The organism is Xanthobacter sp. BG11Y11_SDJG (assembly GCF_057364445.1).
This window is the reverse complement of the sequence record NZ_JBNFNU010000094.1, coordinates 1-12,467: the sequence shown is the minus strand read 5'-3', so window position 1 is coordinate 12,467 and position 12,467 is coordinate 1. Positions and strand designations below refer to the sequence as shown.

Genomic DNA, 12,467 nt, shown 5'->3' with positions numbered 1-12,467 from the left:
GATGCGCGGCCATGACACGGACGCCCGCGCGCCTGAGGGCGCGCCGCCCACCGAAGCCGGCGGCTTCAACCTCTCGCGCTGGGCCATCACCCACCGCGCGCTGACCCTGTTCGCGATCCTGCTGCTCGCCGCCTCGGGGCTCTATTCCTACCTCAATCTCGGCCGCGCCGAGGATCCCTCCTTCACCATCAAGGTGATGGTGATCTCCGCCGCCTGGCCCGGCGCCACCGCCTCGGAGATGCAGGCCCAGGTGGCCGACCCGATCGAGAAGAAGCTCCAGGCGCTGCCGCACCTCGACCGGGTGGAGAGCTATTCGCGCCCCGGCGTCTCGTTCGTCCAGGTGTTCCTCGCCGACAGCACGCCCGCGCGCGAGGTGAAGGACCTGTGGTACCAGGTGCGCAAGAAGGTCGGCGACATCAAGGGCGACCTGCCGATCGGCGTGATCGGCCCCGGCTTCGACGACGAGTATGGCGACGTCTATTCCAACCTCTACATGCTCTCCGGCAAGGGCGCCTCGCCCGCCGAGCTGAAGCGCCAGGCGGAAGTGATCCGCCAGCGCCTGCTGCGCGTGCCCGGCGTGGAGAAGGTGGACCTCGTGGGCGAGCGCCCCGAGCGCATCTATATCGAGTTCTCCCACGCCCGGCTCGCCACCCTCGGCATCACGCCGCAGCAGATCTTCGACAGCGTGGCGCGCCAGAACGCGGTGGTGGCGGGCGGCGCCATCGACACCAGGGCCGACCGCATCAACCTGCGCCTCACCGGCGCCTTCACCGGCGAGAAGGCGGTGGCCGAGGTGCCGGTGAACGCCGGCGGCGCGCTGCTGCGCCTCGGCGGTATCGCCACCATCCACCGCGCCTACGAGGACCCGCCGTCCTTCCTGGTGCGCCAGAACGGCGAGGGCGCGCTCGGCATCGGCGTCTCCATGGCGGCCGGGCAGAACATCCTCACCTGGGGCAAGGCGGTGAAGGCCGCCATGGACGAGGCGATCAGCGAGCTGCCGGTGGGCATCGACGTGGTGCAGGTGGCGGACCAGCCGCACATCGTCGGCGAATCCGTGGGCGAGTTCCTGAAGACCTTCGCCGAGGCGCTGGTGATCGTGCTGGCGGTGAGCCTGCTCTCGCTGGGCTTCCGCACCGGCATCGTCGTCGCGCTCTCGGTGCCGCTGGTGCTCGCCATCGTGTTCCTGGTGATGTTCGCCTCCGGCATGGACCTCCACCGCATCACGCTCGGCGCGCTCATCATCGCCCTCGGCCTTCTGGTGGACGACGCGATCATCGCCATCGAGATGATGGTGGTGAAGATGGAGGAGGGCTGGGACCGCGCGCGCGCCGCCACCTTCGCCTGGACCTCCACCGCCTTCCCCATGCTCACCGGCACGCTGGTGACGGCGGCGGGCTTCCTGCCGGTGGGGTTCGCGAAGTCCTCGTCCGGCGAATATGCCGGCGGCATCTTTTGGGTGGTGGGCATCGCGCTGGTGGCGTCGTGGTTCGTGGCGGTGATCTTCACGCCCTATCTCGGCTTCATGCTGCTGCCGGAGATGAAGAAGACGGGCGCGCACGGCGCCCACGCCATGCATGACGGGCGGCTCTATCGCCTGCTGCGGCGGGTGCTGGAAGCCTGCCTCAGGCATCGCTTCCTGGTCATCGGCACCACGTTCGGCCTGTTCGCGCTCTCGGTGGCGGGCTTCGGCTTCGTGCAGCAGCAATTCTTCCCCACCTCCACCCGGCCCGAGCTGTTCCTGGAGATGCGCCTGCCCGAGGGCACTTCCATCACCGCCACCGAGGCCACGGCGCGCAAGGGCGAGGCGCTGATCGCCGGCGATCCGGACGTGGCCACCGCCACCACCTATGTGGGCCGCGGCACGCCGCGCTTCTGGCTCGGCCTCAACCCGGTGCTGCCGAACCCGAACTTCGCGCAGATCGTCATCGTCGCGAAGGATGTGGCGGCACGCGAGCGGCTCAAGGCGCGGCTCGACGCGGCAGTGGCGGACGGCGCCCTGGCCGAGGCGCGGGTGCGTGTCGACCGCTTCGTGTTCGGGCCGCCGGTGGGCTTCCCGGTGCAGTTCCGCATCGCCGGGCCGGATCCCCTCGTGGTGCGCGACATCGCCGAGAAGGTGCGCCGGGTGATGGCGCAGGACCCGGCCGTCATCGATCCCCATCTCAATTGGGGCGAGCAGGTCAAGTCCATCACCCTGGCGGTGGACCAGGACCGGGCGCGGGCCATCGGCACCACCCCGCGCGACCTCGCCGAGACGCTCCAGACCCTGCTCTCGGGCTATACCGTCACCCAGCACCGCGAGGGCAACCTGCTCATCGACGTGGTGGCGCGCGCGGTGCCGGAGGAGCGGGTGGATCTTGCGCGCATCGCCGCCTTGACGGTGGCGGGCGGCAACGGCACGGCGGTGCCCCTCGCCCAGGTGGCGCGCATCGCCTATGCGTATGAGGAGCCGATCCTGTGGCGTCGCGACCGCGACATCGTGCTCACCGCCCGCGCCGACGTGAAGGACGGCGTGCAGCCGCCCGACGTGACCACCCGGATCCTGCCGCGGCTCGCGCCGCTCAAGGCCGAGCTGCCGCCGGGCTACCGCATCGAGACCGGCGGCTCCATCGAGGAGAGCGCCAAGGCCAACGCCTCGCTCGCCGCGGTCTTTCCGGTGATGATCATCGTCATGCTCACGCTCTTGATGATCCAGCTGCAGAGCTTCTCGCGGCTCGGCCTCGTGCTCGCCACCGCGCCGCTGGGTCTGATCGGCGCCACGGCGGCGCTGCTGATCGCGCATCGGCCGTTCGGCTTCGTGGCGCTGCTCGGCCTGATCGCGCTCGCCGGCATGATCATGCGCAACACCGTGATCCTGGTGGACCAGATCGACACCGACATCGCGGAGGGGCATGCGCCGCACCGCGCCATCGTCGATGCCACGCTGCGCCGGGCACGCCCGGTGGTGCTCACCGCGCTGGCGGCGGTCCTGGGCATGATCCCGCTGGCGGGAAGCGTGTTCTGGGGACCAATGGCCGTCACCATCATGGGCGGCCTGCTGGTCGCGACCGCGCTCACGTTGCTGGTGGTGCCGGCGCTCTATGCCGCCTTCTTCCGGGTGGACGTGCGACAGCCGGTGGCGCCGGAGGCGCTGCCGGTGCCGGCGGAATGACCGCCGACGCTCTCCCCCGGGCGGGGGAGGGTTGAGAGGAGACGCCTTCGGCCCTGGTCCAGGGCGCCGCTCAGGCCTTCTTGCCGCGCAGCGCGAGGCCGAACATGGCGGTGGTGACGCCGTTCACCACCAGGTCGATGCCGAGGAACAGGCCGAGGATATAGAGCGAGTTCACCGGCCAGCGGGCGATGATGATGAGGCCCAGCACCAGCGTGATCAGGCCGGCGAAGACGATCCAGCCCCAGCCGGAGGCCGGGCGGGTGCCGAAGCCGGCGGCGATGCGGAACGCGCCCTCCACCGCCAGCGCGACGCCGACCATGAGGGTGAGCACGCCCGCGCCGAGCAGCGGGTTGTACATCATGAGCGCGCCGGCCACGACGTAGAGCAGGCCGGCCAGAAGCCAGAAGAAGAAGCGGCCCCAGCCCTTCACCCGGAAGGCGTGGATCACCTGCACCACGCCGCCCACCACGATCAGCGCGCCCACATAGAGCACCGTGACGAGGGTGGAGGCGAGCACGTGTCCGAGCGCAACGAAGCCGAGGATGACGAAGGCGACGCCGAGCGCGACGAACCAGCCCCAGCTGGCGCGGATGGATTGCAGCCCGTCGATGGCGGCGGCGGAGGGGGCAGAAGCAGGCATGGTCATGGGCCGTCTCCAAGCGCGCCGGACATAGAGCGCCGCGACTCGCGGCACGACCGGCGTGCACGCGGCATCATATAGGAGTCTTCCGCGCCGTATAACATCCCCGTGATCGCGGCGGCGGGCTGGAAGGGAGAAAGACATGCATGGCTCGGGACGCGATGCGGGCGCTTGGTGGCGTGCTGCGTATGGCCGCATACCGGGCTGGATACGGCTGCATCCGCGGCTGTTCATCGCCGTCGCGGTCGGTCTAGCGGCTTTTCTCGTGGTGCCGGTCCACAATCCGCGGGTGCGCTTCCTGGTCTCCTTCGACGTTGGGGCTGTCCTGTGGCTGCTGCTCGCCGGGCTGCTGGTCCTGCGCTGCGACGCCGCACGGGTGCGCGGCCGCGCGCAGGGCGACGACGAGGGGCGCCTGGGTCGCGCTGCTGGTCGCGGTGCTCGCCACGGCGTCGAGCCTGGTCGCCGTGATCATCGAGGCGGGGTCGCCGGCGGACGGCGAGCAATGGCCCCACATCGCGCTCGCGGTCGGCACCCTGATCGTGTCCTGGCTCTTCTTCCACACGCTGTTCGCGTTCCACTACGCGCGCGAATACTATGATGCGGCGTTCGACGACCCGCAGCCGGCGCTGGGCTTCCCGGGAGGCGGCGCGCCGGACTATTGGGATTTCCTCTATTTCGCCTTCAACATCGGCACCGCCGCGCAAACCGCGGACGTGACCGTGAACGTGCCGCGCCTGCGGCGCTTCGTGCTCGGCCACCAGGTGGCGTCCTACCTGTTCAACACCGCGGTGATCGCGCTCGGCGTGAACGTCGCGGCCTCGCTGATGTAAGCGCCCGCGCGCCCGACATGAAAAAGGGCGCGCCTTGCGGGCGCGCCCTTGTGTTCGCAGACGATGGCCCCAGCCGTCAGCGCTGGGCGGTGGTGGACGACGTCGAGCCGGTGGTGATCGGAGCCGGGGCCGCGCCCGCCGCATTGGCCTGGGCGCCGCCGGGCTTGGGGCAGGATCACCACCTTGGTGCCGACCTTCACGCGGTCGTAGAGGTCTTCCACATCGTTGTTCAGCATGCGGAAGCAGCCGGAGGACACGAACTTGCCGATGGTCTGCGGCTCGTTGGTGCCGTGGATGCGGTAGATGGTGCCGCCGAGATACATGGTGCGGGCGCCCAGCGGATTGCCGGGGCCGCCGGCCATGAAGCGCGGCAGATAGGGCTGGCGCTGGATCATCTCGGTCGGCGGACGCCAGTCGGCCCATTCCTTCTTGCCGGTGATCTTCTCGGTGCCGGACCAGGTGAAGCCGTCGCGGCCGACGCCGATGCCGTAGCGGATCGCCTTGCCGTTGCCGAGCACGTAATAGAGGTAGGTATTCGGCGTATCGATGACGATCGTGCCGGCCGGCTGGGTGGTCACATAGTCCACCGTCTGGCGGCGGAAGCGATCCGGCACCGGCTCCGCCGGGTCCACGTCCTCGATGCGCGGGCCGGAGGGCGCCTCCTGGGTACCCGGCACCATCGCGGCGTTGGGGCCATAGACACCGGCGGGCGGCGCGGCGACGTTGCCTTGCTGGCTCGGCACGCCATAGGCCTGCTGCTGGGAATAATCGGGCTGCGCGGCCGGCGGGTAGCCGGGCTGCGGATAGGCCTGCTGCACGTTGCCCTGCTGGGGATAGCCCTGCTGGGGATACGCCTGCTGGGGATACGCCTGCTGCTGGGGATAGCCCTGCTGCGGGTAGGCCTGCTGCTGCGGGTAGCCCTGCTGCGGATAGGCCTGCTGCTGCTGCGGATAAGGCTGCTGCGGCGTGATGGACATGGGCTGCCCCGCTTCCGCCGGGGCCGGCGCGCCATAGGCCTGCTGCGGAGCCGGAGCCGACGGCGTGTAGACCTGCGGCTGGCCGGTGCCGGAAGGCGGCGGCAGGTTGGTCCGCTCCACCGCGTCGCTGCTGCGGCCGGGCATGGGGCGCGCATAGGGATCGTTGTAGCCGGGCGGCGGCGCGCCGTAACCGACGCTGCCGGGCGGCGTGTTGGGCTCGGCCGGCATGGCATAGCCGCCATAGGCCCCCTGCCCGAAGGCCGGCATGGACACGAGGGACGCCCCGAAGGCAGCGAGAAGGAAGGTCTGGCGCAGCATCATGATAAAAGCTGTTAACCTTGAAACGTGACGAAATTGGAAACGGCCGGCGACTTTCTCCGGTTCCGCTTCGAGACCGCGGCTGACGCATCCAAACTCGCGGCAGGCGCCTCAGGAGCCACCCCAGGCCCGGACCTTCCGCGTTGGGACCGGACCGCGCCCCGTCCGCGGGTCGGCGGGCGGCACCCACGTGAGCGCTTTATCTTGCGCTGCATCACGGCGCAACGCGGCATCGCCCTTCGCCGCAAATCGTGATCTGCGCCCCTCGCCAGAGCAAAGGTGCCGGCATGCTTGCACCGCCCCTGAAAACGATATAAACATATCCTTATGTCATCTCGCGAGCCCGCACTTCCCTTCCCGTTCGCGCTCGAAGGCCTGAAGGCCGCGGGCGAAAGCACTCGCCTGCGCCTGCTGGCGGTGCTGGCGGAAGCCGAGCTGACGGTCTCCGATCTGACCGACATCCTCGGCCAGTCGCAGCCCCGAATTTCGCGCCATCTCAAGCTTCTGGCCGATGCCGGCCTGGTCGAGCGTCACCGCGAGGCGAGCTGGATCTTCTACCGCTGCGCCACCGAGGGGCGGGGCCGCGCCTTCGTCTCCCGCCTGCTGGCGCTGCTTGACCGGGAGGATGGCCTGCTGGCCCGCGACCGCGAGCGCCTCGCCGACGTGCGCGCCGCGCGCGCCGCCGCGGCCCAGGCCTATTTCGCCACCCATGCGAAAAGCTGGGACGAGATCCGCAGATTGCACGTGCCCGAGGCGGCGGTGGAGGGCGCGGTGCGCGAGGTGCTCGCCGGCGAGCCGATCCGCGCGCTGCTCGACCTCGGCACCGGCACCGCCCGCATGCTGGAACTGTTCGCCCCGGACATCGAGCGCGGCATCGGCCTCGACCTGTCGCCCGACATGCTGGGGGTGGCGCGCGCCAATCTGGAGCGCGCCGGCATCCGCCATTGCACGGTGCGCCAGAGCGACATCTATGCCATTCCTGCGCCGCGCGATTCGTTCGACGTGGTGATCCTCCACCAGGTGCTGCACTTCCTCGACGACGCGGCGCGCGCGCTGGCAGAGGCGGCGCGGGTGCTGCGCCCCGGCGGCCGGCTCCTGGTGGTGGACTTCGCGCCCCACGACCTCGAATTCCTGCGCGACGACCACGCCCACCGCCGGCTCGGCTTCGCGCGCGAGCAGATGGAAGCGTGGCTGGCGCAGGCGGGCCTTCGTCCGGAAGCGTTCCGCACCCTCGTGCCCGAGGGCGGTGCCGGGGACGGGCTCGGGGTTTCCATCTGGCTCGCCCGCGACCCGCGCATCCTCATGGCGGCGCCCACAGGGAGGTTGCGTGATGACTGACGCCGTGCGGGCGAGCCGCCAGACGGACAAGGCGCCGATCTCGGTCTCGTTCGAGTTCTTCCCGCCGAAGAGCGAGGAGATGGAGAAGCAGCTCTGGTCGTCCATCGACCGGCTGGCGCCGCTGGCGCCGCGCTTCGTCTCGGTGACGTACGGCGCCGGCGGCTCCACGCGCGAGCGCACCCACGCCACCGTCTCGCGCATCGTCAGGGACACCGACCTGCATCCGGCCGCGCACCTCACCTGCGTCGCCGCGACGCGGGACGAGATCGACGAGGTGATCCGCGGCTACGGCGCCGCCGGGGTGAAGCACATCGTCGCCCTGCGCGGCGATCCGACCACCGGCGTCGGCACCAAATACGTGCCGCACGAGAACGGCTACGCCCATGCCTGCGACCTCGTCGCCGGCATCAAGCGGCTCGGCGATTTCGAGGTCTCGGTCTCGGCCTATCCGGAGAAGCACCCCGAGAGCCCGAGCATCGACGCCGACATCGACTATCTGAAGGCCAAAGTGGACGCCGGGGCGACCCGCGCCATCACCCAGTTCTTCTTCGAGAACGACGTCTATTTCCGCTATCTCGACAAGGTGCGCGCCAAGGGCATCGACATCCCCATCGTGCCCGGCATCCTGCCGGTGACGAATTTCAAGCAGGCCTCGAACTTCGCCACCCGCACCGGGGCGAGCGTGCCGTCGTGGCTGCTGAAGCGCTTCGAGGGGCTCGACGACGATGCCGAGACGCGCAAGCTGATCGCCGCGGCGGTGGCGGCCGAGCAGGTGACGGACCTTGTTGATCGCGGCGTCACGATATCCATTTCTATACCCTGAACCGCGCCGACCTCGTCTACGCCATCTGCCACCTCATCGGCCTGCGCCCGAAGGCGGCCGAGGTGCCGCAGGCGATCGCGGTGTGAGGAGAGCCACATGCCAGGGGAACCGCAGAATCTGGTGCTGAGCCTGCTCCCGGAGATCCGGGCAGAAAATGCGCGCGCATGCCACGGATGTGGACAAGCAGTTCGCTGATGTCCGCACACGTCTCGAAGGGGTCGACAAGAAGCTCGACAGCCTGCGCCAGGCCATCAACGGCGAGAGCGTGCTCGGCCGCTACGCGGCCGCCGAGGTGGAGGAGCGGCTCGACAGCATCGAGAAGCGCCTCTCCGTGCTGGAGAAGGGGCCCGGCAAGAAGCCGCCGACGCCGCGCAAGCCGACCGTCTGAGACGGCCTGAAAGCACAATGCGTAAAGCCCCTCTCCTGCAAGCGGGAGAGGGAGCAGGCCGGTCCCGGCCCGCAAGCGGACGCGACCGAAGATCTTTCCTCCAAAGGCGGCTGCGGCCGCCGGAGCCCGAGACCGAGCCATGAGCGCCCAGACCCTTCGCGCTTCCACCCTCCGCGCCGACGCCGGCCGAGCCGCCGACATCCTCGCCGCCTTGGAGGCGCCGCGGCCGCGCGCATCCTGATCCTTGACGGCGCCATGGGCACCATGATCCAGGGCCTCAAGCTCGACGAGGCGGGCTATCGCGGGGAGCGGTTCAAGGACTGGCCGCGCGACGTGAAGGGCAACAACGATCTGCTCAGCCTCACCCAGCCGGACGCGGTGCGCGAGATCCACCTCAAGTATTTCCTCGCCGGCGCGGACATCGTCGAGACCAACACCTTCTCCTCCACCACCATCGCCCAGGCCGACTACGGCATGGAGGCGCTGGCCTACGAGCTGAACGTGGAGAGCGCGCGCCTCGCCCGCGAGGCGGCGCTCCAGGCGCAGGAAAAGGACGGCCGCCGCCGCTTCGTCGCCGGCGCGCTCGGCCCCACCAACCGCACCGCCTCCATCTCGCCGGACGTGAACGACCCCGGCTTCCGCGCCGTGACCTTCGACGAGTTGGCCGCGGCCTATCGCGAGCAGGCGGAGGGCCTGATCGACGGCGGGGCGGACATCCTGCTCATCGAGACCATCTTCGACACGCTGAACGCCAAGGCGGCGGTGTTCGCCATCGAGGGGCTGTTCGACGATCTCGGCTTCCGCCTGCCGGTGATGATCTCCGGCACCATCACCGACCTGTCCGGCCGCACGCTCTCGGGCCAGACGCCCGCGGCGTTCTGGTATTCGCTCTCCCACGCGCAGCCGTTCTCCATCGGCCTCAATTGCGCGCTCGGCGCCAAGGAGATGCGCGCGCACGTGGCCGAGATCGGCCGGGTCGCCGACACGCTGGTGTGCGCCTATCCCAATGCCGGCCTGCCCAACGAATTCGGCCTCTATGACGAGAGCCCGGAGGCCATGGCGGCGCTGGTGGGCGAGTTCGCATCCTCCGGCCTCGTCAACATCGTCGGCGGCTGCTGCGGCACCACGCCCGACCATATCCGCGCGATCGCTGAGGCGGTGGCCGGCAAGGCGCCGCGCACCGTGCCCGAAATCCCCCCGCGCCTGCGCCTGTCAGGGCTGGAGCCGTTCGAGCTGACGCCGGAAATCCCGTTCGTGAACGTGGGCGAGCGCACCAACGTCACCGGCTCGGCGCGCTTCCGCAAGCTCATCACCGCCGGCGACTTCCCCGCCGCCCTCGCGGTCGCCCGCGACCAGGTGGAGAGCGGCGCCCAGGTGATCGACATCAACATGGACGAAGGCCTGCTGGACAGCGAGGCCGCCATGATCACCTTCCTGAACCTGGTCGCCTCCGAGCCCGACATCGCCAAGGCGCCGGTGATGGTGGACAGCTCGAAGTGGTCCATCATCGAGCAGGGCCTCAAGCGCATCCAGGGCAAGGGCATCGTCAATTCCATCTCGCTCAAGGAGGGCGAGGAGAATTTCCGCGCCCAGGCGCGCCTCGTGCGCCGCTACGGCGCCGCCGTGGTGGTGATGGCGTTCGACGAGGAAGGCCAGGCCGACACCTTCGAGCGCAAGACGCAGATCTGCGCCCGCGCTTACAAGATCCTGACCGAGATGGGCTTCCCGCCCCAGGACATCATCTTCGACCCGAACATCTTCGCGGTGGCCACCGGCATCGAGGAGCACGCGCCCTACGGCGTCTTCTTCATCGAGGCGACGCGCTGGATCCGGCAGAACCTGCCGCACGCCCACATCTCGGGTGGCGTTTCGAACCTGTCCTTCTCGTTCCGCGGCAACGAGCCGGTGCGCGAGGCCATGCACGCCGTGTTCCTCTACCACGCCATCAAGGCGGGCATGGACATGGGCATCGTCAATGCCGGCCAGCTCGCGGTCTATGACGAGATCGAGCCGGCCTTGCGCGAGGCCTGCGAGGACGTGGTGCTGAACCGCCGCGCCGACGCCACCGAGCGCCTGCTGGAGATCGCCGAGGGCTTCAAGGGCGCCGCCGGCAAGGAGAAGAAGGAAGCCGACCTCGCCTGGCGCACCTGGGCGGTGGAGAAGCGCCTGGAGCATGCGCTGGTCAACGGCATCACCGAGTTCGTGGAGGCCGACACCGAGGAGGCGCGCCAGAAGGCGGACCGCCCCCTGCACGTGATTGAGGGCCCGCTGATGGCCGGCATGAACGTGGTCGGCGACCTGTTCGGCGCCGGCAAGATGTTCCTGCCCCAGGTGGTGAAGTCGGCGCGCGTGATGAAGCAGGCGGTGGCCTATCTCATGCCCTTCATGGAGAAGGAGAAGGCGGAGATGGGCCTGACCGAGGCCTCGGCCGCCGGCAAGGTGCTGATGGCGACGGTGAAGGGCGACGTCCACGACATCGGCAAGAACATCGTCGGCGTCGTGCTCCAGTGCAACAATTACGAGGTCATCGACCTCGGCGTCATGGTGCCGGCGGCCAAGATCCTGCAGACCGCCAAGGACCAGAACGTGGACGTGATCGGCCTTAGCGGCCTCATCACGCCCTCGCTCGACGAGATGGTGAACGTCGCTGCCGAGATGGAGCGCGAGGGCTTCCACGTGCCGCTCCTGATCGGCGGCGCGACAACCTCGCGCGTCCACACGGCGGTGAAGATCTCGCCGCAGTATGCGCGCGGCCAGGCGGTGTACGTCACCGACGCCAGCCGCGCGGTGGGCGTGGTCTCGAACCTGCTCAATCCGGAGACCAAGCCGGCCTATGTGGCCGACATCCGCGCCGAATACGCGAAGCTCGCCGAGGCCCATGCCCGCGCGGACGCCGCCAAGCAGCGCGTGCCGCTCGCCAAGGCGCGCGAGAATGCGCTGAGGCTCGATTTTTCGGCCGAGGCACCGGCGAAGCCGAGCTTCCTCGGCACGCGCATATTCGAGGACCACGACCTCGCCGACCTCGTGCCCTTCATCGACTGGACGCCCTTCTTCCAGTCCTGGGAGCTGACCGGGCGCTATCCGGCGATCCTCTCCGATCCCGTGGTCGGCGGCCCGGCGCGCGCCTTGTTCGACGACGCGCAGGCGATGCTGGCGAAGATGGTGGCGGAGAAGTGGGTGACGGCACGCGCGGTGATCGGCTTCTGGCCGGCGAACGCCGTGGGCGACGACATCCTCCTGTTCCGCGACGACACCCGCAAGACGCCGCTCGCGACGCTGCACACGCTGCGCCAGCAGCTGCCGCGCCGCGAGGGCAAGGCGGCGCTAGCGCTCGCCGATTTCGTCGCCCCGCTCGACGGCGGCGTGCCGGACTATGTGGGCGGCTTTGCCGTCACCACCGGCATCGGCGAGGAGGACCGCTCGGAGGCGTTCAAGGCCGCCAATGACGACTATTCCTCGATCCTGTTCAAGGCCCTGTGCGACCGTCTCGCCGAGGCGTTCGCCGAGCGCATGCACCATCTGGTGCGCACGCAGTTCTGGGGCTACGCGGCGGACGAGACGCTCTCGAACGACGACCTGATCGGCGAGAAGTATCGCGGCATCCGCCGGCGCCGGGCGTATCCGGCCCAGCCCGACCACACCGAGAAGGGCACGCTGTTCAAGCTGCTGGACGCGACGGCGCTGGCCGGCATCCACCTCACCGAGAGCTTCGCCATGTGGCCGGGCTCCTCGGTGTCCGGGCTCTATTTCGCCCATCCCGAGAGCGCCTATTTCGGCGTCGGCCGCATCGAGCGCGACCAGGTGGAGGACTATGCCGCCCGCAAGGGCTGGAGCGTGGAGGAGGCCGAGCGCTGGCTGGCGCCGATCCTCAACTACGATCCGGCGCGCCGGGCGGCGGCGGAATAGCGGCGCCAGGCCGGCCGATCCAGCGCGGCACGCGGGCGCGGTAGGCCGAAAAATCCGCGCCGAAGCGCGCGGCGAGGTGCGCCTCCTCGCGCCGGGCGG

General features: G+C 69.6%; 7 protein-coding genes and 1 pseudogene. 6 read left to right on the top strand and 2 right to left on the bottom strand.

Features of this window, described 5'->3' with window-relative positions:
• Window position 1: 1 nt before the first annotated feature.
• On the top strand, window positions 2-3,148 hold the full coding sequence (locus AC2W7M_RS10360) for an efflux RND transporter permease subunit (RefSeq protein WP_486132181.1): 3,147 nt from the start codon (window positions 2-4) through the stop codon (window positions 3,146-3,148).
• Window positions 3,149-3,218: 70 nt separating this feature from the next.
• Here AC2W7M_RS10360 and AC2W7M_RS10355 read toward each other — a convergent pair whose 3' ends face one another.
• Window positions 3,219-3,794 (bottom strand): HdeD family acid-resistance protein, encoded by a 576-nt coding sequence (locus AC2W7M_RS10355; protein ID WP_486132179.1) that lies wholly within the window; start codon window positions 3,792-3,794, stop codon window positions 3,219-3,221.
• 308 nt (window positions 3,795-4,102) lie between these two features.
• On the opposite strand from AC2W7M_RS10355, the gene AC2W7M_RS10350 reads away from it, so the two are divergent.
• A complete protein-coding gene (locus AC2W7M_RS10350; RefSeq protein ID WP_486132177.1) occupies window positions 4,103-4,618 on the top strand; it encodes a DUF1345 domain-containing protein in 516 nt (171 codons plus the stop codon).
• On the opposite strand, the gene AC2W7M_RS10345 is transcribed toward AC2W7M_RS10350, so the two are convergent.
• On the bottom strand, window positions 4,558-5,916 hold the full coding sequence (locus AC2W7M_RS10345) for a L,D-transpeptidase (protein WP_486132175.1): 1,359 nt from the start codon (window positions 5,914-5,916) through the stop codon (window positions 4,558-4,560). The two genes, AC2W7M_RS10350 and AC2W7M_RS10345, sit on opposite strands and share 61 nt — an antisense overlap.
• 324 nt (window positions 5,917-6,240) lie before the next feature.
• On the opposite strand from AC2W7M_RS10345, the gene AC2W7M_RS10340 reads away from it, so the two are divergent.
• The 4 genes and pseudogenes from AC2W7M_RS10340 (at window position 6,241) to metH (ending at window position 12,368) form a co-directional block, all read left to right on the top strand.
• A complete protein-coding gene (locus AC2W7M_RS10340; protein WP_486132173.1) occupies window positions 6,241-7,251 on the top strand; it encodes an ArsR/SmtB family transcription factor in 1,011 nt (336 codons plus the stop codon).
• Window positions 7,244-8,160 (top strand): annotated as a pseudogene (gene metF / locus AC2W7M_RS10335) (methylenetetrahydrofolate reductase [NAD(P)H]). Before AC2W7M_RS10340 ends, metF begins: the two are co-directional and overlap by 8 nt.
• Window positions 8,161-8,228: 68 nt before the next feature.
• On the top strand, window positions 8,229-8,462 hold the full coding sequence (locus AC2W7M_RS10330; protein WP_486132171.1) for a hypothetical protein: 234 nt from the start codon (window positions 8,229-8,231) through the stop codon (window positions 8,460-8,462).
• A 234-nt stretch (window positions 8,463-8,696) separates the two neighbouring features.
• A complete protein-coding gene (metH, locus tag AC2W7M_RS10325) occupies window positions 8,697-12,368 on the top strand; it encodes a methionine synthase (protein ID WP_486132183.1) in 3,672 nt (1,223 codons plus the stop codon).
• The last annotated feature ends 99 nt before the right edge of the window (window positions 12,369-12,467 follow it).

Excerpts from the sequence above, each read along its gene's own strand:
- AC2W7M_RS10360 (WP_486132181.1), top strand. The coding sequence starts at position 2 with ATGCGCGGCCATGACACGGACGCCCGCGCGCCTGAGGGCGCGCCGCCC.
- AC2W7M_RS10355 (WP_486132179.1), bottom strand. The coding sequence starts at position 3,794 with ATGACCATGCCTGCTTCTGCCCCCTCCGCCGCCGCCATCGACGGGCTG.
- AC2W7M_RS10345 (WP_486132175.1), bottom strand. The coding sequence starts at position 5,916 with ATGATGCTGCGCCAGACCTTCCTTCTCGCTGCCTTCGGGGCGTCCCTC.
- AC2W7M_RS10340 (WP_486132173.1), top strand. The coding sequence starts at position 6,241 with ATGTCATCTCGCGAGCCCGCACTTCCCTTCCCGTTCGCGCTCGAAGGC.
- AC2W7M_RS10330 (WP_486132171.1), top strand. The coding sequence starts at position 8,229 with ATGCGCGCGCATGCCACGGATGTGGACAAGCAGTTCGCTGATGTCCGC.